The organism is Clostridium cavendishii DSM 21758 (assembly GCF_900141845.1).
GTDB classification, from domain to species: Bacteria; Bacillota; Clostridia; order Clostridiales; family Clostridiaceae; genus Clostridium_AG; species Clostridium_AG cavendishii.
Map to the genome: position 1 here is coordinate 304,580 of NZ_FQZB01000006.1, position 21,673 is coordinate 326,252.

The window sequence follows — 21,673 nt, forward strand, 5'->3', positions numbered from 1 at the left end:
CTATTTTTGTAATCAATTAAAAATTCTAATTATAAATATAGTTTCATAACATATTATTAATTTTTAACCTTATATAATTAAAAAATAAAATTTAGCAATTATATTTTTTTTAATGATTTTTTTCTTTCCTTAATGTAAATATACATTTTTCTATTTTCTCAAATTTTAAAGCTTAAATTTATATTATTTAAGCTTAATTATTTATAACTTTTATAGCCTGTTCTACTAATTCATCCCTACCTTCCTTAATTCCCCTTATTGTTGGTTTAACTTTAATATCAGGCTTTATTCCTATTCTTTGGGTTTGTCCTCCATCAGGATAATATACTCCCCCTCCACTTATTGATAAACTCATTCCTCCAGGTAAAAAAATACTAGTCACATCTCCATCAGCTCCTATGGAGTCACTACCTATAATTACTGAATTAGGAGCACATCTTAATGCCATAGCCGTAAATTCAGATTGACTTATACTATTCCCATTAAGTAGTATTGTAACTTTTCCTTTATAATAATCTGGATTATCTTTACCAACTTTAAAATCTACACTCTTAAATGTACCTGGTGATTTATAACCTGTCTTTGTATATTTACAAAAAGTGCTTTCCTTAGGAAGAAGATATTCCCCTAAACTATAAACTATGAAATCTGATGGATAATATCTCAAATCTACTATTAACCCTTTTGTATCTTTAAATTTTTTCATAATATCATGTATTTCATCTTCTTCTAATGCTCCAGGGCAAATATATCCTATATTATTATTAATAAATTTATGGGATTTTTCTTGTATTTCATAAATTTTTTGAACATCATCTATGCATTTAACTTTATCTATAAATGTTCTATCTCCTCTTTTTATCTCTATTTGCATTTCTTCATTATTACTTCTCAGTAAGAATCTATTTAACTTAAAATACTTGGTCTTTTCATTAGAAAAACTTATATACTTCTCTTTTTCTTTTATCAATTTAAATACATCTTTATTATCAACCATCGATATTATATCCCCTGGTTTTATTTGCATTTTATCCTCATACCCTTTAATTATACTTGTTACAACTAATTTACCTTGTACAAAATCAAACTTTAGTGGCGCATAATATCTTCCAAAGTAATTATTTATAGCACCGTCCATATCTTCAACATAGGTATGGGAATCGTGTATGCACTTTCCTAATTCCAAAACTGTAAGCTTATAAGATAATTGATCTTTACATTCTATAAACTTAGGTATGAATTTTTTTAATACTTTATCCCAATCCTTATCAACCAAATTTTTATAAGGATAAAAATATTCTACAATGTTCCAACATCTAAATAAACTTAAAAGTTTATATCCGTCATCACTATAACTCATATTTTCATAAAGTTGTTCATGTCCAAAAGTTGCTATACCTATTTGTGAAAACCAAACATAGTTATGCCAATTATAACTTCTATCAGCTCTACTTATCTTAACTAATAAATTGCTTAGTTGATCCCCTAAATCCTTATTATTCTTTATCCAATCTATATCTGCTTTTAGCAAAACATTTTCTTCTGATAAATTAGTATTTTGTGATATTTTCACTTCTCCTAACTTATTTATCCATTCATAAATATTATTATTCAGCTCTTTATCATTTTTAGCATTTAAAACTTTTGGTAACTCTCTAAAAAGTTCATAATCCCAATTTACTTCTCCACTTGCTATTTTAGGGTGATAATATTTCACAAATCCCCAAACCTTACAAAGCTTATATAGATTTTTTGTTTCCCTATTATCTAACTTCTCAATTTTTATATTTGATCCATTATCAAATTCCTTATCTTCTGCAAAAACATTTACTTTAGGGATAGATACTAGTAAGAATATTATAGTCATCATGAATATTAAAATCTTTTGTTTATTATATAATTTTAATCTACTGATTGAATTAACTTCCATTTTATCCTCCCCCTTTTAATAAAAATTAAAGATATCCTTTACATAATCTTACTACTTTAATTTACCATTTTCAATATCTATGCATATTTACATTATTCTTACATTTTTTTTGATTTTAACCATAAAAAGAGCACTAGAAAAAATCTAGTGCTTATTTTTTACTTACTATCACTATTTAAATATGCTGTTATAAACTCATCTATTTCTCCGTCCATAACCCCTGATACATTTGCTGTTTCAACTCCAGTTCTATGATCCTTCACCATAGAATAAGGATGAAATACATAACTTCTTATCTGGCTTCCCCAACCCATATCCTTAAGCTCTCCTGTAAGATCTTCTATTTTTTCTTTATGAGCTCTTTCCTTAAGTTCTACAAGCTTTGATTTTAACATCTTCATAGCAGTCTCTTTGTTTGAAAGCTGACTTCTTTCATTTTGACATTGAACTACTATTCCTGTAGGTAAATGTGTTATTCTTACTGCTGAGTCTGTTGTATTTACGTGCTGTCCACCTGAACCACTAGACCTATAAGTATCTATTCTTAAATCCACTGGATTTATTTCTATATCCTGATTTTCTGTAAGCTCTGGTACAACTTCAACTGATGCAAAAGAAGTTTGTCTTTTACCATTTGCATTAAATGGTGATATTCTAACAAGTCTATGAATTCCCTTTTCAGCCTTTAAATAACCATATGCAAATTCCCCTGCTACCTTTAAGGTCACACTTTTAACTCCAGCTTCATCACCTGGTAAATAATCCAAAGTTTCTAACTTATACCCTTTTTTCTCACACCATCGTGTGTACATTCTAAGTAGCATTCCAGTCCAATCATTCGCATCATCTCCACCTACTCCTGTATGTAGAGTAAGTATAGCTGTATTTGTATCATACTCACCTGAAAGCATTATTTCTATCCTAAAAGCTTCTATTAATTTTTCAGCTTCCTTAATTTCACTTATTATTTCTGAGACTGTTTCTTTATCATCCTCTTCCATAAGCTCTTTTAATACCTCTACATCATCAAGCTTAGTTACTAAGGAATTATATCTCTCTATTTTGTCTTTTAACCTTTTGGCTTCTTGGGTTATCTCTTGTGCCTTATTTATATCATCCCAAAAGCCATTTTCCTGCATATTTAATTCTAGTTCTTGAAGCTTTTTACTAAGACTTGCTAAGTCAAAGTGAAGCCCCCATTTCCTTTAATATATTTCTTAATCCTGCTAATTTCGAAAGCTGATTTTCTAGCTCCATTATCATATATTATCTCACCTCTATCGCGTTAAATAAATATCTAGATAAGTATAGCACTTTTTAATAATAGTATAAATATTTATTTAAAAAATAAACTCAAAATGCTTATATGCATTTTGAGTTTTATTTCAAAATTGAAAGTTCAATTATCACTCAACTCTCAACTTTTAATTATCTACTATCTTTCAATCAACTGTCCATTATCAATTACCTATTATAATTCACTATTTAACCCCATATATTTCATAATAAGCTTCAATCTTAGCTTTCATCTCATCATCTATTAACACTTGTCCATTTACTTCTCTATTATATAAATACTCAAGTACTTCTTTCATAGTTACTATAGCTGATGTTTTAAAACCATACTTTTCATTTATTTCACAAAGAGCCGTCTTCTCACCAGTTCCTCTTTCCATTCTATCTACTGATATTATAAGACCTACTACTTCTAAATCACCTTGTTCCTTTAATATAGGCATTGTCTCACCTATTGATGTTCCAGCTGTTGTCACATCTTCTATTATAAGAACCCTATCCCCTGTTTTAAGTTTACTTCCAAGAAGTATTCCCTTATCGCCATGATCTTTTATTTCTTTTCTATTAGAACAGTACTCAACCTCTATACCATATTTACTACTTAACGCCATTACTGTAGTTACACTTAAAGGTATTCCTTTATATGCTGGTCCAAATAAAACATTAAAATCCCCACCGAAGTTCTCCTTTATTGCTTCAGCATAAAATTCACCAAGTCTTCTTAACTGACTTCCTGTTTTATAATTACCTGTGTTCACAAAAAAAGGAGTGTTCCTACCACTTTTAGTAACAAAGTCACCAAATGTAAGTACGCTACACTCCACCATAAATTCAATAAAGTCTTTTTTGTATTGTTTCATAACTGTCCGCCCTCCAATTATAATTAACTAAAAATCCCTTTGATTTTTAAATATTATATACTATATTCTTGAAAATGTATATAATAAATTATTTTTTTAGTTTTTATATTATACTATTTAAAAATATAATTTTAAAATTTTACTCATCCCTAATATGATAGAGCATAAAATTTCATATAATTCTATTAAAAATCTCCTAATATCTAATATTTAATGTTAATTAATATTCATTATCAGATATTTTGTATTAGAATAAGAAAACATTAATATTAACTAATATATTTAATTTAAATTAACTTTTTTGACTATATTTAAAGTTTGTGTTTTTTTATCTTATAATAAATAATTTAATTATAGTTTTTTAACTTTTAAATGAACATCGTTCAGAGGAGGATTAATATGTTAGTTCAGATTAATAATTTAGTAAAAGAATATAAAGATTTTAAAGCTGTTGACCTTGATGTTTTAGAAATTAAAGAAGGAGAGGTATTTGGTTTTTTAGGTCCTAATGGTGCTGGTAAAACTACTACCATTAGCATACTTAGCGGTTTATATACTAAGTTTAATGGTTCAGTAAGTATTTTTAACAAAGACATACGAAAATATTCTTTTGATATAAAAAAGGATATGGGTGTAGTTCCTCAAGACTTAGCACTTTTAGAGGATCTTACTGCTGAAGAAAATGTTACTTTCTTTGCTAAACTTTATGGATTAAAAGGAGCAAAACTTAAGGAAGCTGTTAAAGAAACTTTAGAGTTTGTCGGGCTTTGGGATAGAAGAAAAGATTTTCCTAATAAGTTCTCTGGTGGTATGAAAAGAAGACTTAATATAGCTTGTGCTATTGTTCATAAACCTAGACTTATAATCTTTGATGAGCCAACTGTAGGTATAGACCCACAATCAAGAAATAATATTTTAGATACTATTAAAGAATTAAATAAACAAGGCTCAACCATTATATATACTTCTCACTACATGGAAGAAGTTGAAGCTATTTGTACTGATATCTGTATAATGGATCATGGTAAAGTTATAGCTAAGGGAAGTAAAGATGAAGTAAAAGCTTTAGTTCCAAAAGAAAATGGTGAAAAGGCTACACTTGAAGAAGTGTTTTTACATTTAACAGGTAGAACACTTAGAGATTAATAAAGGAGTTGATTTTATGAATTTTTTTACCATAGCTCGGTATAGAATTTTGCAATATTTAAGGGATAAGCAGTCTTTAATATCTATGCTTTTAATTCCTATAATCTTAATTTTAATACTTGGTAACGCGCTAAAAAATAGTTCTGATTTCTCAGCTCGTAAAATAGATAAGATTAATGTTATTTATCTTAATAGAGGAGAAGGTAAAAACAGAGATAATTTTAATAACTTCATTAAAGCAGATTATTTAAATAATATTATAAATCCAACTGAAATAAGCAACTTTGATGAAGGTAAGGATTTAATATTAAAAAGAAAATACGATGCTTTTATAATATATGATGAAAATATAACTGGAAAGCTTCAAGTAGTTGGTAGTGATTACAATGCTCTTGGAGTATCTATAGTACAAAATATAGCTGATAGCTATGCTTCTACTGGTAATACTTTTGAAGCTCTTCAAAAGATTAAAGCAAGAGATTTTAATTTTAGTAAAACTTCTAATATTTCTGATAATCCTGTAGCTGTTTCAGGCAAAAAGCCTGCCGCTGTTGATTATTATTCTATAACTATGCTTGTTATGATTATTTTATTTGGATCAATTTATGCAAACTTTGCTATAGATATAGATTATTATAGTGTAGTTGGTGGAAGAATGAAAACAGCTCCTGTGAAGCTTTGGGAGATATTTGTTGGTGAAGGTATAGGCTCCTTATTTACTCTTATGTGGCAAGCAATTATTCTTCTATTAGTATCACGTTTTGCATTTAATGTTAACTTCGGAGATTCAATTTTCGTACTGCTATTAACAGTTTTTTCATTAGCAATTATGTCTACTATGCTTGGAATATTAGCTTGTATGGCAACAAAAAAAGGTATGTCTGGACTTATTTTCTTAAATATATTAGTCCCTATATTAACTTTCTTAGGTGGTGGGTTTGTTAAAGTGAACTTTACAGGTTTTTTAGGAACGCTATCCCGTTTGACACCTAACTATTTAGCTCAAAATGCTATATTTAAAAACATTTATGGTGGCTCTACTAGTGAAATATATCTAAGTATTTTAGGGCTTTGGATTTTTACTTTCATATTCTTTATAGGAGCTAAAATCGTTGGAAGGAGGGATATAATATGACAATATTTCAAACTACCTTAAAAAGACTTATTCGTTCTAAAAGCAATCTTATCTTTTTAGTAGTTTTACCTCTTGTCTTTATGCTAATAGCTTTTTCTGGCTCGAATGGAACTCCTCCGCTTAAGATAGCTGTTGTAGATAAGGATAAGAGCGAACTTAGTCAAAGTATTATTAAAAATATAGAAGCAAAAAGTTCAGTAACTCTTGAAGATGAAAATAATATACAAAATAAACTTATAAATAATGATATAGATTATGCTATAGTAATTCCTGAGGATTTTTCAAAATCATTTATAAATGGAGATTCTATAACTCTTCAAGGCTTTGAAGCTAAAGAAGGAAATACCTCACAAGCTGTTAAACTTTCTTTAGATTCATATATGAATAACTTAAAATCTTTTGTTAAAAACTCTAAAGGAAATGAAGAAACCTTTTACAAGGCTTTAAAATATTATGAAAATGGTAGTTATAAAGTCTCTTATTTAAGTGTTGATAAAGGAGAAGGAAATAAAGCTAAAACTTTAGCTGCTATGGGTTTCATAGTTATGAATATGTTATTTTCAGCTAGCTCTGCAACTAACATTATTCTAAAAGATAAAGAAAAAAATGTCTTCACAAGACTTTTCACTACTCCTTTAAGTAGATTTAGATATGTTTTAGAAAGCTTGCTTGCATTTTTTACAATTACTGTGACTCAAGTTACTTTATATTTTTTAATGTTTAAATATGTGTTTAAGTTCAATTTAGGAGATACACCTTTAAATATTTATTTGTTATTTTTAATCTTTGGTATATTTACAGTATCTATGGGTGTATTTATAGCAACTCATTCTAAAAATTTAAGACAATCAGGCTCTATGAGTACTCTTATTAGCTTACCATTTGCTATGCTTGGTGGTTGCTTCTGGCCAAGAGATATAATGCCAGATATTCTGAAAAATATATCTAACTTCATACCTACAACGTGGATAAATACAGCCAATAGTGATGTGTTGTTTGGTTCTAATTTAGTTGATGTAAGCACAAATATAGCCTTATTATTAGGATTAACTTTAATACTTCTGGCTATGTCCTCTAATAAACTTAAAAACAACCAATAATAAAAGTTTTCAAATATCTATAATATAGAAAAAATTAGGGAAGTTACTCAGCTTCCCTAATTTTTATTTAATTTTAAATATTCATTCTCAATTAATTATAAATTTAAATTTTCTTTACATATTGTTTCTTTATAGTTCAATATACCTAAATTTATCATATAAATCTTGATTAGCAATACTTTATACTTTAAAATTTAAAATTTCTTCAAGGTTTCTATTTAAATATATTCATAATTTTACAAACTTACAAAAATAAATTATGATAGGTTATATATAGAACTAAAAATAATTAAATATTAACAGGAGGAATTATGGATAAAAGAGCTAAAATTTTAGTTGTTGAAGATGAAAATGATATAAATAAGCTACTTTGTAATTTACTAAAAAATAATGGCCATGAAACAAAATCAGCTTTTTCAGGAACAGAAGCTTTAATGTATGTACAAAATGAAATATGGCATGCTATTTTATTAGATTTAATGATTCCTGGTCTTAGTGGTGAAGATGTTATATTAAAAATTAGAGAAATTACAAATGCTCCAATAATAGTAGTAAGCGCTAAGATATCTAAAAAGACAAAATTAGAACTATTAAACAAAGGTGCTGATGATTTTATTTGTAAACCCTTTGATCCAGATGAATTAATTGCTAGAGTTAATTCCAATTTAAGAAGATATTTAGAATTTTCTATAGATAAAGAAAAACAAAAAAATATCTTAAGTTATAAAAACATTACTCTCGATATAGAAAGTAAAGAAGTAAAAGTAGGGCAAACTATTATTCCTCTCACTGCAAGAGAATTTGAAATTCTAAAATTATTCTTAACTAATCCTAATAAGGTATTTAGTAAATCTAATATCTTTGAAAGTGTCTGGAAAGAAGAATTTTTAGATGCTGATAATACTGTTAATGTACATATAAGCAGATTAAGAGCCAAATTATCTAGTGTAAATAATAATGAAGATTATATAGAAACAGTTTGGGCAATGGGCTACAAATTAAAAAAATAATTAAACTTATATTAAAAACTTAATACTTTTGAAAGACTTTAGTAAAGTTTTGTTATGAATCATTATTTATTATAAGGTTATAACTTATAAGGAGGTAATGAAATTGAATGAATATGTAATTTCAGCTAAAAATATTACTAAAATATACGGTAACCGTAAGGTTTTAGATAACCTATCCATAAATATAAAGAAAGGCGATATATATGGATTAGTAGGTAAAAATGGTGCTGGTAAATCAACTATGCTTAGAGTACTTACAGGTCTTTCAATACCTAATGAAGGGAACGTTGAATTATTTGGGCATACAGAACAATCTAAAATTAGAAATGAAAGAAAAAGAATTGGCACATTAATAGAAGCCCCTGCTATATACCTTAACATGACTGCAAAGGAAAATCTTGAGTTAATAAAAATTCAAAGAGGCCTACCAGGAATTAAATGTATTGAAGACACTTTAAACTTAGTAGGATTAAAAAATATTGAAAAGAAAAAAACTAAAAATTTTTCATTGGGAATGAAACAAAGGCTTGGAATTGCTATGGCATTACTAAATGATCCTGAACTTCTAATTCTAGATGAACCTATGAATGGACTAGACCCAATTGGGATAAAAGAAATGCGTGAACTTTTACTTAAACTAAATAAAGAACTAGGGATAACAATCATAATATCGAGTCATATCTTATCTGAGCTTACTCAAGTGTCTAATAGATACGGTTTTATAAATAACGGAAAGCTAATTAAAGAACTTACATCAAGTGAATTTTCTAATATATGTAGAAAATATCTTCATTTAAAAATAGGAAGTGCTTCTGAAGTTTCAGTTATTCTAGAAAATGAACTTAAAATAAAAGATTATGAAGTTTTACCAAATAACATCATAAAAATATATGATGAGTTTGATGGTGAAAAAGTTACTCTGACTCTCTCCAAACATAATATAGGAGTTAAGGAAATAATGCCGATAGATGAATCTCTTGAAGATTATTTTACTAAATTAGTTGGAGGACAAGATAATGAATAATTTAATTAGAGGAGAACTCTATAAATTCAAAAAAAGTAGATATATTATAATAACAATCCTTTTAACACTAGGTTTTGCAATTTACTCAAAAAGTGGTTTAGACTTTCATGTATTAAAACTAACTTTATATAGAAAATATGCGCCTATATACGGAATAGATTCTATATCATTTATATTTAATCGAATCAATTATACTATTTTTATTTTTGCATTATTAGCTGGTGAATTTATTGCTAAAGACTTTAATAATAGTAATATAACCAAAACCTTTACTTACGGTTATAAAAGAAGTACTGTTATTATGAGCAAATTAGTAGTCCTTATACCATTCTTTTTAATTTTGCAATTGGTACATGGAATTATATTGATTACCTATGCTTCGAAAACCAATGGCTTCTGTGAAATATTAGATTATAACACTATATTATATTTAGTTCGATTAATCGTTGTTGGATTATTATCTAACCTTGCAGTAATTTCTATTGTTACAATGTTTGCATTAATAACAAAAAATAATTATTATACTATTGCATTAACAAGTATATTTTTAATTACTTGTAGATTTCAGGATACATTTTTAGATTGTATACTACCTCATCTTGCTGCAATGAATGCTCTAGAACCTTTAGCATCTCAAGGCCAAGTTATAACAAGTATAAGCTTTTCAATTTTAACTTGCATATTAGCAATAGGTGGAAGCCTATTATATATAAAACGTAGCGATATTAGGTAATAGGTAAATTGTATACAATAAAATTTATACTATTAATCTTTATTTTATAACTTTATATTGAAGTAGGTGAATACATGAATTTATTAGCTATTATCTTAACAATTATCTTGATTATTATATTTTATATAATAATGATTTTAAAATTATTTTCTTATAAAAAACAGATACGAAATATTACAACTCAAATTAAAGAATTTAAAGAAAGAAAAACTAACAAAATAATTAGTACTGAAATATATGATAAAGATATAGATGAACTGTGTTCTGAAATTAACGAATATTTATTACTTTACAAAAAGAATGAGCAAGAAAAAATAATTTTTGAAAATACATTAAAACAAGGAACAGCTAATATATCTCACGATTTAAGAACACCTTTAACTTCAATAATAGGTTATTTAAGATTACTTAAAAATAATGAAATAGATAAAGAAGAAGCTTTAGAAATACTTACTACTAAATCAAACAAATTAAAAATACTTATAGATGATTTTTTTGAATTAGCTTCAATAGAAAGCGACGATTATGAATTAGATATAAAAAAGTTAAACTTAACTAATATAGTTAGAGACGAAACCTTATCACTTTATGAAGCTTTTAATGCAAAAGAAATAAACCCAATTATAAATATTTTAGATAAACCACTTTTTATAATGGGTGATATAGAAAGCTTAGAGAGAATAATAGGCAATTTACTTTCTAATGCCTTAAAATATGCAGAAAAAGAGGTATCTATAACTCTAAAAACTTCTAATAATAAAGCTATTTTAGAAATTTCAAATATATGTAAAAATATTGTTGAAGAAGATGTACTACATATGTTTGACAGATTTTATATGGCAGATAAAGTTCGAAAGGGCGAGGGTGTAGGTCTTGGTTTATCTATCGTAAAAAGTCTAATAGATAAATTAGATGGTACAATTACATCAGAACTTAAAGAAAATAAACTTTCTATAATATGCGAATGGAATTGTATAAAATTCTAAAAATCTTGTTTTATAATAAATAATCTCCTAGATAAATTCATCTAGGAGATTATTTATTATAAAATTGTATGAACCTTTTCAAAACCTTATTTATTATTAGCTATAAAAAATCATTGTAAAATATAATACTTTTCTTATTCTAATTTATTATTATTTTTATATGTAGCTTAATAATTATGTATTTTATTTTATTGAACCATTTTTTTCTGGAGATATTTTTATCTCTCCAGACTTTATTTTTGCGTATATTTCATTGACCTTTTTTATGGTATCAGCACTCAGATTTGGATTTTCTTTCGGTATACCTACACCATCATTTTTAATACTATACATTAATGTTTTTCCGCCTTGAAAATTTCCTTGAATTGCATCTTTAATAGCATCATATGTTGCATTACTTATATTTCTAATAGCTGAAGTTAGAACAATTGACTTATTCCCTAAGTATTTACCAAAATCATATTGATCTATATCTGAACCAACTACCCAAGCTTCTTTACCTGAAAAAGCTCTCTTTTTAGCTTCATTCATAGCTCCAAGCCCTGATTCACCAGCAGCAGCAAATATAACTTTAACACCTCTATTATACATTTCAGCAGCTAATTTTTGTCCTAAATCAACGTTATTAAATGCACCCTCATATGTGATATTCTCTGGTTTTAACTCCATTTTAGTTCCTAAATTATCATTTGCATATTTTATGCCCTGCTGAAACCCCCAATTATATCTTTGTATTGCTGGTATTTCTAATCCCCCTATAAATCCTATGTCTCCTTCTTTTAGTTGAAGTGAAGTTGCTATAGCTGCTAAAAAGCCAGCCTCCTGTTCTGCAAATAATATTGAAACTGTATTACTAGCAACATTCTCTTTGCCACTTTCTGATTTAGGAGTTGCATTTACTATAATAAATTTTATATTTTTATTTTTTTCTTGTTCTTTAAATACACTAGTTGCAAATCTAATTCCAGGAGTTACTATAAGATTATATCCAGAATCAATTAAGTTATTTATTTGCAAAGTAAATTGTTCTTCTGTTGCTTCTCTTGGTTTTAAATAAGTACTATCTAAATTAAATTCCTTAGCTGCCCTTTGTATCCCTTCCCAAGTACTTTGATTAAATGATTTATCATAAATAGTTCCTGTGTCTGTAACCATACCAACTTTAATCTTTTCTCCATTTGTAGGTTGAGCTTTCGCAGTATTAGAATAATTAGTAAACAAGTTAACTGCTATTGCCACCGAAGTTATTGTAGCTATAAATATTCTTCTATTCATACAAAATCCTCCTAAAAAACCCAATTGTATTATTATTTTAAGTATAAAAAATAATAATTAACCTTTCAGTCTTATTCATATACTAAGTTATCTATGATATATTTAATAATACTTTCTATGATTATATGCTGTTATACCTTTAGCAAAATTATTCATTAGATTTATCTTTAAATTAGTTTTTGCTAATGTATTTTTTATAATCAATTAAGTTTTTATAAGATTTTTATATCAATAAAGCTTTAATAATTTAAATGACTATCCTTAATAACTATTTATTCATATTTTAAATAAAAAACTCCTCCTTAAAAATAATATTCTATTGAATTTATTTTTAAGAAAGAGTTCTTTTTTCATTTTTACAAATTTATTTACAGAATTTTAAAAATTATATTATTACACTACTTCTCTTCCACAGCAGTTCTTATATTTTCTTCCGCTTCCACATGGACATGGATCATTTCTACCTGGCTCTTGTTTCTTTTTAACTGGAGCCTTTTTAACTGAGTCATCTGAATGATTGGTTACTATTTCTTCATTCTTAACCACTTGCTCTCTTTCTGGCTTATGCTCAACTTGAACATGGAATAAGAATTTAACAGTGTCAACTTTGATGTTATAAATCATTTCATCAAACATATTACTTCCTTCAAATTGGTATGCTTGAGTTGGATCTTGTTGTCTATAAGCTCTAAGACCTATACCTTGTTTTAAGTGATCCATACTATCTATATGATCCATCCACTTAGTATCAACAACTCTAAGTAGGATAACTCTTTCAATTTCTCTCATTTGTTCTTCGCCGAAGTTTTCTTCCTTTTCAGCATACATTTTTTGAGCTACTTCTAATAATTTATCTTGAATTTCTTCATTAGTTAATACTTTTAAATCATCTATTGTAAATGTATTGTGAGGTAAGTAGATATCTTCCAAGTATCCTATTAATGATTTTAATTCATCTAATAAATTGTCTTCTACACCTGATATATGTGAGTTAACAGCTGTAAGTATTAAATCTCTTATCATATCTTGAACTTGAGATTTTAAATTTTCCCCTTCTAGAACTTCTGCTCTTTGGTTATATATAATTTCTCTTTGCTTATTCATAACATCGTCATATCCAAGTAAAGTTTTTCTTATATCAAAGTTATTACCTTCAACTTTCTTTTGAGCATTTTCTATCGATTTTGTTACCATTCCGCTTTCTATAGCTTCATCTTCTGAAAGTCCTATTTTTTCTACTAACCCCTGAAGCTTTTCTCCACCGAATATTCTCATTAAGTCGTCTTCAAAAGATATATAGAATATTGATGAACCTGGGTCACCTTGACGACCAGAACGACCTCTAAGCTGATTATCTATTCTTCTAGACTCATGTCTTTCAGTACCTATAATCTTTAGACCACCAACTTCTACAACACCTTCTCCAAGCTTAATATCAGTACCTCTACCAGCCATGTTTGTAGCTATAGTAACCATTCCAAGTTCACCTGAATGTTCTATTATTTCAGCTTCTTGTTCATGATATTTAGCATTAAGTACTTGATGCTTAACTCCTTTTTTCTTTAAAAGACTAGAAACAAGCTCTGACTTTTCAATACTTGTTGTACCAACAAGAACTGGTTGACCTGTTTTATGAGTTTCTACTATTTCTTCAACTATAGCATTAAACTTTCCTTTTTCAGTCTTATACACTAAATCTGGCTTATCTATTCTAGCTACTGGTTTGTGAGTAGGTATTTGAATAACATCTAATCCATATATTTCTCTAAATTCAAGTTCTTCAGTTTGAGCAGTACCTGTCATACCTGAAAGCTTTCTGTACATTCTGAAATAGTTTTGGAATGTTATAGTAGCTAAAGTTTTTGATTCTCTTTCTACTTTAACACCTTCTTTAGCTTCAATAGCTTGGTGAAGACCATCTGAGTATCTTCTACCTTCCATAAGTCTTCCTGTAAATTCATCAACTATTATAACCTCGCCATCTTTAACCATATAATCTTTATCTAATCTCATTATATAGTTAGCTTTTAATGCTTGAGTTATATAATGTTGTAATTCCATATTTTCTGCATCTGCATAGTTATCTAAATGGAATGCCTTTTCTGCTTCTTCTACACCTTCATCTGTAAGCATTACTGCGTGAGCTTTTTCATCTATTGTAAAATGAGTTTCTACTGATAATCTCTTTACAAAAAAATCAGCTATCTTATAAAAGTCAGTTGATTTTTCTCCAGCTCCTGATATTATAAGAGGAGTTCTAGCCTCATCTATAAGGATGGAGTCAACTTCATCGACTATTGCAAAATTAAGAGGTCTTTGAACTCTTTCTTCTTTGTAAACTACCATATTGTCTCTTAAATAATCAAAACCAAATTCATTATTTGTTCCATAAGTTATATCTGAATTATATGATTCTCTTCTTTGGTCATTGTTTAATTCATGAACTATGACACCTGTTGTTAAACCTAAGAAACTATACAGCTGTCCCATCCATTCCATATCTCTTTTTGCTAAGTAATCATTTACTGTTACAACATGAACCCCATTCCCTGAAAGTCCATTTAAATAAGCAGGTAATGTAGCAACTAAAGTTTTACCTTCACCAGTTTTCATTTCTGATATTCTTCCTTGGTGAAGTACAACACCACCAATAAGTTGTTCTTTATAATGTTTCATACCAAGAACTCTAACCGAAGCTTCTCTACATACTGCAAAAGCTTCTGGTAATATATCATCTAAAGTTTCACCCTTTTGAAGTCTTTCTTTAAACTCAATAGTTTTTGCTTTTAGTTCATCATCACTTAATTTTTGCATTGTTTCATCAAGTGCTTCAATCTTATCTACTATTGGTATTACTCTTTTTACTTCTCTTTCGCTATAGGTTCCAAATATCTTATTTAATAATCCCATTTTTCTTCCTCTCAATTCTGTTTTGTTTCTTTAATTATCTATAAATTATACCATTTATTATTGCCTAATTTCAATAAACAAACACTAACATAATAAAACTTTTACATTATTGTATGTTATTTATGTTAATTTTTGTATAAAAATATGAAAAAGATAAGGAATTTATGAAATTTACTCTATTTACAATATTTTTAAAGATGTTTGTAATTAACTTTAAATTTATAAATTATTTTATACCACATCAAAAAAGCCTCCTAAAATTAGGAGGCTTAAATTTATTTCATTTCTGGCTCTATTAATCCATAGTGACCATCTTTTCTTTTATACACCACATTCATTTGATTTGTTTCCGAATCTTGGAATACAAAGAAATTATGTCCTACAAGCTCCATTTGAAGTACTGCTTCATCTGCTGACATTGGCTTAACATCAAATCTCTTTGTCTTAACTATTTTTCCTTCATTAACTTCTTCATCAACTACTTGAGCTTCCGTTACACTTGGAAATCTTAATGAATCATAATTATTTCTTTTTGCTAATTTTGTTTTTTGCTTTCTTATTTGTCTTTCTAATTTATTTTCAACTAAATCAATAGATTTATACATATCATCAGTAGTTTCTTCACCTCTAAGTACTACTCCATTAAATGGAATTGTCACTTCTATAGTCTGTCTATTCTTCTGTACACTTAAAGTTGCTTTAGCTTGTACATTAGGGGTAAAGTATTTCCCAAATTTAGATATCTTTCTTTCTACTGTTTCCCTTAAAGTTGGAGTTACTTCAATATTTTTGCCATATACTGTTACTTGCATAACGACAGCCCCTCTCTTGAATCTAAGAAACCTTTATTGAGTTTTTAGATTTTTTTATTGTTTGTTGTTGATTATATTTTACACTTTAAACGTTTAAATAACAAGTTGAATATTTTGAATTGACTGAAAATTTAATAAACTTTTCTTTATTTATCTCCTATTTTCTCTTTACATATCCTATTCTCATTTTTGCTATAGTAATAATATATGTATTATAATTATATACATACGCGAGTTTATTTGTAAAAGTAATACTACTGATACATATACTTGCACTCCAAATTTATATTTTTCACACATCAAAAAAGCTATTAGGATTTACCTAATAGCTTTTTTGAACTAGCTGACCTGGTCTTTGACCCCACACTCGCCTACTGGAGCTTTTGCTACCCGGACTCAACCTCTCACTACTAACCCTCTCAGTTTTCCTGGTAGGACTTACTTCTAAGCCGCACCATGCTCGTTAAAACTTTGTTTACCTTACGTGGATCGTTTCGCCTGCGACTGGCATCGACTTTCAACCACAGACCTAGCTCATATAATATTATATATAACTTTTCGCAACTGTCAATATTATTATATTAAATTTTTTATATTTTTTAATTTCAAAAACACATGCAGTAAGCGTTGCACCAGTTGTTACTACATCATCTATTAATAATATATTATTAACTTTTATATCTATATTAGATTTAATCTTAAAAGCTTTTTTCATATTTATGAAACGCTCTTCTTTAGTTAATCTTTTCTGCTCTTTTACATCCTCAACTCTGTCTAAAAGTTCTAAACAAGGTACTTTAGCACTACTTGCAACAATCTTTGCTAGTAGTTCGCACTGATTAAATCCTCTTTTTTTAAGTGCTAATTTTGAGGATGGTACATATGTTATTAAGTCTATATTAAGTTTCTCACTATTTATTTTCTCTATAAGCAAATTAGCTAAATATTCACCAGACTCAAAATTTTTATCGTATTTAAAACTTTTTATAAGCTTTTTTATAGTTTTTGAATAGTACCCAACACTATATGACTTTATACCATCTATAAAGTACGCTCCTTCTACCCTTATTATATTTTTTTTACATGAGGTACATAAAAAATCATCTTCAATTTCACTTTTGCAAGTTAAACATTTATTTAAACTTGGATATATTACTTCTTTTAAACATTTAAAAAAATATTCTACTATTTTAATAATCCGAAATCCCATGCTATTTTATTGAAGTTTCTAGCTATATCTTTTGAAGTTTCCATCTGCTCGGATACTTCATTTGAAACTAATAAAACTTCACCTGGTTTTGCTCCTCCCTTTGTTACTATTCCACAAATATATACTATAGTTTTATAATTAAACTTTTTATTATCTGCAAAATAAAGTATTGCATCCATATTCTTAATACTCACAAAATTATCACTATCTAAACAAGTTATAATCATAACTGGTTTATCTTTTATTTGTTCTAGTTTTTTAATGGCATGTAATTCTGCTTCATTTTCTATACTAATTACCTTTATATTATTAGAAACCTTTAATTTTTTTTCAAAATAATCAAATACCATTCTATTCTTAATAACATCTGGTGTATATATCACAACTTTTCTATTATTTCTCTTAAAAAAATTAAGATAATCATAAAGTAAATAAGGTATATCATTATTTAAGTCTATTCTAGTTGTTAAAAATCTAGGTTCTACAAAAGGGTTACTAGTTTCAAAATCTGGCGCTTCTATAACCTTTATATTATCAAATAATGGTTCTATAGAATAGATTAGAAGTTTTTTGGTTCTTTTATATATATAATATAAATAGTTTCTTATTTCTATTTTAGACATATAAGAATAATTACTTATATCATCATATATAACTAAATCATATTCTTCCTTTACCCTGCATACTTTTTCACAATCTACTAATTCAAAATTCTCAGTTATAACAAATACTTCATCTCTCATCATAGAGTATTTCTTTGTGCCATATCTACTTTTCATAAGTTTTATAAGTTTATTGCAAGCTTCTCCATCTGAGTTTATATAAAGGACCTTTTTATTTGACTCACAAAGCTCAGTCGCTAAGCTCCAAAGAGCTCTTATAGATCCATATGGTGGAGCTATTACATTTAAGATTTTATCCTTATCTTTAAAATACCATTCTTCAATAGAATTTGAAATATCATTATATCCTCTTGATTCTAACTCTACTTTCTCAAGCATAAAAATCTCCTCACTATATATAATTATTATAAAAATTCTAATTCAATATGTTTATAGAAGTAAATGTGAATAGCCAAATTAACACTTGGATTCTCACTTAAAAACTTCATTTGATATTATTTGCTCTATTCTCCACCTCAAAGATGAATATCTTTCAGTACTTTTTGTATTATCTACCATATATTTTAGTGCCCTAACCATACCAACTATAACTACAAGCTCTTTAGCCCTTGTTATTCCTGTATATAATAAATTTCTATTCATTAATAACGGCGATCCCATATAACTCGGCATAATAACTACAGGAAATTCACTTCCCTGACTTTTATGAATAGTTATGGCATACGCTAATTCCAACTCTTCTATATAATTAAAATCATATAAAACCTTACGTTCTTCATCAAAAATTACAGTTAACGTTTTTTCTTCTTCATCTATAGCTTCAATAAATCCCATGTCACCATTAAATACACCTATACCTTCATTATCCCCAATTCCAGCAACTCTAAACCAATTTAAATTATAGTTATTTTTTATTTGCATAACCTTATCTCCAACTCTAAAGGTTATATCTCTACACTGTCTTTCTTTTTTCCAAGGTTCCTTTGGATTTAAAATTTCTTGAAGTCTTTGATTTAAATTAACTACTCCTAAACTTCCTTTTTTCATGGGTGCTAGTATTTGTATACTCTTTAATTTATTCCAATTAGAATTAAACTTAGGCAATCTCGTATTTATAAGCTCTATTATTGTAGTCAATATATTATCCAAATTATCTTCATTAATAAAATAAAAATCTTTACCCTTTTCGTTCAAAAATGGCATCTCACCTTGATTTATTTTATGCGCATTAACTGTTATCATGCTCTCTTTGCCTTGTCTAAATATTTCCTTAAGCCTTACTACCTTTGTAAACTCAGAAGCTATTAAGTCATTTAAAACATTTCCCGGCCCTACTGAAGGCAACTGATCAACATCCCCAACTAATATAAGCCTTGTTCCTACCTTTATAGCTTTAAGCAATGTATTCATAAGATTTATATCTATCATGGATGCTTCATCTATAATTACTACATCAGCTTCTAGTGGCGTACTTTCATTTTTAGCAAATACCGATTCTTCCTCATCAGTTACAGTCATATCAAGTGTTCTATGAATAGTTTTTGCTTCTTTTCCTGTTGATTCTGTCATCCTTTTTGCAGCTCTTCCAGTAGGTGCTGCAAGCATAACTCTCATGCCGCACTTTTCAAATATATCTATTATACACTTAATTATTGTTGTTTTTCCTGTTCCAGGACCTCCAGTGATAATTTCTATTCCATAAGTAAATGCACCTATTATAGCTTCCTTTTGAGATGGTGCAAAAGTTATTAAGTTCCTCTTCTCAAATTGAGTTATTTCATACTCAATATCTATATTAGCATTTTGAAAGTTATGAATAGCTAAAGTTAATATTCTCTTTGTTATTCCAAGCTCCGAGTAATAATACGGCATAGTAAAAACTGCTTCTATGTCATCAACTCTTTCTAACTTTATCTTATTTTGCATAGCTGCATTCATTATATTACTCTCAACTATACTTGGTGCTACGGTTAATACTTCTGCCGCCTCTTCAATAAGTAAATCTTTTGGCATAAAAGTATTTCCATTTGCACAAAAATCATTTATAACATACTTGATTCCACTTTCTACCCTAAAAGGTGAATCTGCTTCTACTCCTATGGATCTTGCTATTTTATCAGAAGTTTTAAAACCAATTCCTGAAATTTCTTCACAAAGTACATATGGATTTTCTTTAACAGCATCTACAGAAACTGAACCAAATCTCTTATATATTTTTAAACACTGATTAGGCGTGACTCCATGAGCTTGGAAAAACATCATTATGCTTTTGAGCTCTCTTTGTGACATATATGATTCAATTATTAAATCAAGCTTCTTTTGTCCTATTCCTTCAACTTCTTTTAGTCTCCCTATATCATTGTCCAATATTTCTAATGTATTTTCTCCAAATTTTTTAATTATTTTTTTTGCAGTTATAGGTCCTATACCATAAATTAAACCTGATGATAGATACCTTTCAATTCCTTGAATTGTATCTGGCATAATCTCTTCACATTCTATAACCTTAAGCTGCTTTCCAAAGCTTTTATGAACTATCCATTCACCTTTTAACTTTAATTGCTGCCCCTCACTTATATACGGTATAATACCTACTATTGTTACAAGATTATTTAAAACTCTAATCTTTGCTACAACATACCCATTTTCATCATTTTTAAAAACTATGGCATCTACAATTCCTTCTATCGTCTCCATTTTATCTTACTCCATTGTATGATTTGAATAAAATCCCATTTATAATTATATCACATTTTATTTTTTCCAATATAATTCTTATATTATTTTTCTACAAATAAATATTAAATTTTTATTACACTTATACTATACTGCAACTTTGAAAAAATAAAAAGAGAAAAGCACCATATGTGCTTTTCTCCCTATAAATTTTATTTTTGTGCTTTAGGTTTAAAAGTCATTTCTAAGCTAGTCCTTGAATCTAATGTTATTTTTAAATCTCCAATTTCTTCTTTTGTAGTTGGAGAAATATTTCCTGAAAAACACTTATCAAAAAACTCTTCAAATTTTTTTGTTTCTATATTTGGTTCACATACATCAAATACTGCATCTGCATACTTTTTAAATTTTTTAATTTCACTACTACTAAATTTAACTTTTGTATAAGATCCATTATTTTCTTCTGTTCCACCTTGAAATTGAATTGAAACTTCACTAAGCTTACCATTTTCTTCATTAGATTTAGCACTAACCATACATTTATCTAAAGATTCTATATAAAAATACACATCATCTTCTTTGGTTTGCTTTGATTTTACTATACCTGTACTCTTCTTAGTCTTAGTTTCTAATTTTTTGCCTTTGAACTCCTTAATTTTTGTGCCATCTTCAATTGTTTCGTTAAAATAATTCTTAAACTCTTCGCCTGTGAATTTATAATTTTCACCATCAACCCTACTTTCTGTAGGCTTTTTTGATTTCGTTCCACAACCAGCTAATAAACATATAGCCAGGATGCTAATAATATAAAATTTAAATTTCTTTTTCATTTCAACTCTCCCTCTAATTGTTATTAAAATACTATTTTAATATTTTTCAAATATATACAAAAACCGTTTAACCATACCATATATTGTATCGAATAAATTTCTTTTATCTTAAATGTA

At 27.8% G+C, this 21,673-nt stretch carries 17 protein-coding genes; 7 read left to right on the forward strand and 10 right to left on the reverse strand.

Going from position 1 to position 21,673, the window contains the following annotated elements; all coding sequences use genetic code 11:
- Positions 1-193: 193 nt before the first annotated feature.
- The 3 genes from BUB01_RS07100 to pyrE form a co-directional block, all read right to left on the reverse strand.
- Complete coding sequence (locus tag BUB01_RS07100) at positions 194-1,930, reverse strand: S41 family peptidase (protein ID WP_072986002.1); 1,737 nt, start codon at positions 1,928-1,930, stop codon at positions 194-196.
- A 158-nt stretch (positions 1,931-2,088) separates the two neighbouring features.
- A protein-coding gene (gene prfB, locus BUB01_RS07105; RefSeq protein WP_143152462.1) for a peptide chain release factor 2 occupies positions 2,089-3,193 on the reverse strand; the annotation gives its coding sequence in 2 pieces (ribosomal slippage) (positions 2,089-3,114 and positions 3,116-3,193; 1,104 coding nt in all).
- A gap of 218 nt (positions 3,194-3,411) precedes the next feature.
- Positions 3,412-4,086 carry an orotate phosphoribosyltransferase gene (pyrE, locus tag BUB01_RS07110; protein ID WP_072986003.1) on the reverse strand — a complete coding sequence of 225 codons (675 nt, stop codon included), beginning with the start codon at positions 4,084-4,086 and terminating at the stop codon, positions 3,412-3,414.
- Positions 4,087-4,485: 399 nt separating this feature from the next.
- On the opposite strand from pyrE, the gene BUB01_RS07115 reads away from it, so the two are divergent.
- The 7 genes from BUB01_RS07115 (at position 4,486) to BUB01_RS07145 (ending at position 11,220) form a co-directional block, all read left to right on the forward strand.
- Complete coding sequence (locus BUB01_RS07115; RefSeq protein WP_072986004.1) at positions 4,486-5,232, forward strand: ABC transporter ATP-binding protein; 747 nt, start codon at positions 4,486-4,488, stop codon at positions 5,230-5,232.
- Between the two features lie 16 nt (positions 5,233-5,248).
- Positions 5,249-6,367 (forward strand): ABC transporter permease, encoded by a 1,119-nt coding sequence (locus tag BUB01_RS07120; RefSeq protein ID WP_072986005.1) that lies wholly within the window; start codon positions 5,249-5,251, stop codon positions 6,365-6,367.
- Complete coding sequence (locus tag BUB01_RS07125) at positions 6,364-7,467, forward strand: ABC transporter permease (protein ID WP_072986006.1); 1,104 nt, start codon at positions 6,364-6,366, stop codon at positions 7,465-7,467. Before BUB01_RS07120 ends, BUB01_RS07125 begins: the two co-directional genes overlap by 4 nt.
- A gap of 311 nt (positions 7,468-7,778) precedes the next feature.
- Positions 7,779-8,477, forward strand: a complete 699-nt coding sequence (locus BUB01_RS07130; RefSeq protein WP_072986007.1) for a response regulator transcription factor — start codon at positions 7,779-7,781, stop codon at positions 8,475-8,477.
- A 103-nt stretch (positions 8,478-8,580) separates the two neighbouring features.
- Positions 8,581-9,501, forward strand: coding sequence for an ATP-binding cassette domain-containing protein (locus tag BUB01_RS07135; protein WP_072986008.1), 921 nt, complete (start codon positions 8,581-8,583; stop codon positions 9,499-9,501).
- Positions 9,494-10,234, forward strand: a complete 741-nt coding sequence (locus BUB01_RS07140) for an ABC transporter permease (protein ID WP_072986009.1) — start codon at positions 9,494-9,496, stop codon at positions 10,232-10,234. The genes BUB01_RS07135 and BUB01_RS07140 overlap by 8 nt, the downstream gene beginning before the upstream one ends.
- Before the next feature lie 74 nt (positions 10,235-10,308).
- Complete coding sequence (locus BUB01_RS07145) at positions 10,309-11,220, forward strand: sensor histidine kinase (RefSeq protein WP_072986010.1); 912 nt, start codon at positions 10,309-10,311, stop codon at positions 11,218-11,220.
- A 183-nt stretch (positions 11,221-11,403) separates the two neighbouring features.
- On the opposite strand, the gene BUB01_RS07150 is transcribed toward BUB01_RS07145, so the two are convergent.
- The 7 genes from BUB01_RS07150 to BUB01_RS07180 all read right to left on the reverse strand — a co-directional run bounded on the left by BUB01_RS07150 (position 11,404) and on the right by BUB01_RS07180 (position 21,556).
- Positions 11,404-12,495, reverse strand: coding sequence for a BMP family lipoprotein (locus tag BUB01_RS07150; RefSeq protein ID WP_072986011.1), 1,092 nt, complete (start codon positions 12,493-12,495; stop codon positions 11,404-11,406).
- A 393-nt stretch (positions 12,496-12,888) separates the two neighbouring features.
- Positions 12,889-15,405, reverse strand: coding sequence for a preprotein translocase subunit SecA (secA, locus tag BUB01_RS07155; protein ID WP_072986012.1), 2,517 nt, complete (start codon positions 15,403-15,405; stop codon positions 12,889-12,891).
- Positions 15,406-15,680: 275 nt separating this feature from the next.
- Positions 15,681-16,217 (reverse strand): ribosome hibernation-promoting factor, HPF/YfiA family, encoded by a 537-nt coding sequence (gene hpf / locus BUB01_RS07160; protein WP_072986013.1) that lies wholly within the window; start codon positions 16,215-16,217, stop codon positions 15,681-15,683.
- 544 nt (positions 16,218-16,761) lie between these two features.
- Positions 16,762-17,427, reverse strand: coding sequence for a ComF family protein (locus BUB01_RS07165; protein WP_072986014.1), 666 nt, complete (start codon positions 17,425-17,427; stop codon positions 16,762-16,764).
- Positions 17,403-18,428 (reverse strand): hypothetical protein, encoded by a 1,026-nt coding sequence (locus BUB01_RS07170; RefSeq protein ID WP_072986015.1) that lies wholly within the window; start codon positions 18,426-18,428, stop codon positions 17,403-17,405. The genes BUB01_RS07165 and BUB01_RS07170 overlap by 25 nt, the downstream gene beginning before the upstream one ends.
- Before the next feature lie 93 nt (positions 18,429-18,521).
- Positions 18,522-20,747, reverse strand: a complete 2,226-nt coding sequence (gene recD2, locus BUB01_RS07175) for an SF1B family DNA helicase RecD2 (protein ID WP_072986016.1) — start codon at positions 20,745-20,747, stop codon at positions 18,522-18,524.
- A gap of 191 nt (positions 20,748-20,938) precedes the next feature.
- On the reverse strand, positions 20,939-21,556 hold the full coding sequence (locus BUB01_RS07180) for a hypothetical protein (RefSeq protein ID WP_072986017.1): 618 nt from the start codon (positions 21,554-21,556) through the stop codon (positions 20,939-20,941).
- Positions 21,557-21,673: the final 117 nt, after the last annotated feature.

Bases quoted from the DNA above. Each gene is read 5' to 3' on its own strand.
- BUB01_RS07100 (WP_072986002.1), bottom strand. From the start codon at position 1,930: ATGGAAGTTAATTCAATCAGTAGATTAAAATTATATAATAAACAAAAG.
- pyrE (WP_072986003.1), bottom strand. From the start codon at position 4,086: ATGAAACAATACAAAAAAGACTTTATTGAATTTATGGTGGAGTGTAGC.
- BUB01_RS07115 (WP_072986004.1), top strand. From the start codon at position 4,486: ATGTTAGTTCAGATTAATAATTTAGTAAAAGAATATAAAGATTTTAAA.
- BUB01_RS07120 (WP_072986005.1), top strand. From the start codon at position 5,249: ATGAATTTTTTTACCATAGCTCGGTATAGAATTTTGCAATATTTAAGG.
- BUB01_RS07125 (WP_072986006.1), top strand. From the start codon at position 6,364: ATGACAATATTTCAAACTACCTTAAAAAGACTTATTCGTTCTAAAAGC.
- BUB01_RS07130 (WP_072986007.1), top strand. From the start codon at position 7,779: ATGGATAAAAGAGCTAAAATTTTAGTTGTTGAAGATGAAAATGATATA.
- BUB01_RS07140 (WP_072986009.1), top strand. From the start codon at position 9,494: ATGAATAATTTAATTAGAGGAGAACTCTATAAATTCAAAAAAAGTAGA.
- BUB01_RS07145 (WP_072986010.1), top strand. From the start codon at position 10,309: ATGAATTTATTAGCTATTATCTTAACAATTATCTTGATTATTATATTT.
- BUB01_RS07150 (WP_072986011.1), bottom strand. From the start codon at position 12,495: ATGAATAGAAGAATATTTATAGCTACAATAACTTCGGTGGCAATAGCA.
- secA (WP_072986012.1), bottom strand. From the start codon at position 15,405: ATGGGATTATTAAATAAGATATTTGGAACCTATAGCGAAAGAGAAGTA.
- hpf (WP_072986013.1), bottom strand. From the start codon at position 16,217: ATGCAAGTAACAGTATATGGCAAAAATATTGAAGTAACTCCAACTTTA.
- BUB01_RS07165 (WP_072986014.1), bottom strand. From the start codon at position 17,427: ATGGGATTTCGGATTATTAAAATAGTAGAATATTTTTTTAAATGTTTA.
- BUB01_RS07170 (WP_072986015.1), bottom strand. From the start codon at position 18,428: ATGCTTGAGAAAGTAGAGTTAGAATCAAGAGGATATAATGATATTTCA.
- recD2 (WP_072986016.1), bottom strand. From the start codon at position 20,747: ATGGAGACGATAGAAGGAATTGTAGATGCCATAGTTTTTAAAAATGAT.
- BUB01_RS07180 (WP_072986017.1), bottom strand. From the start codon at position 21,556: ATGAAAAAGAAATTTAAATTTTATATTATTAGCATCCTGGCTATATGT.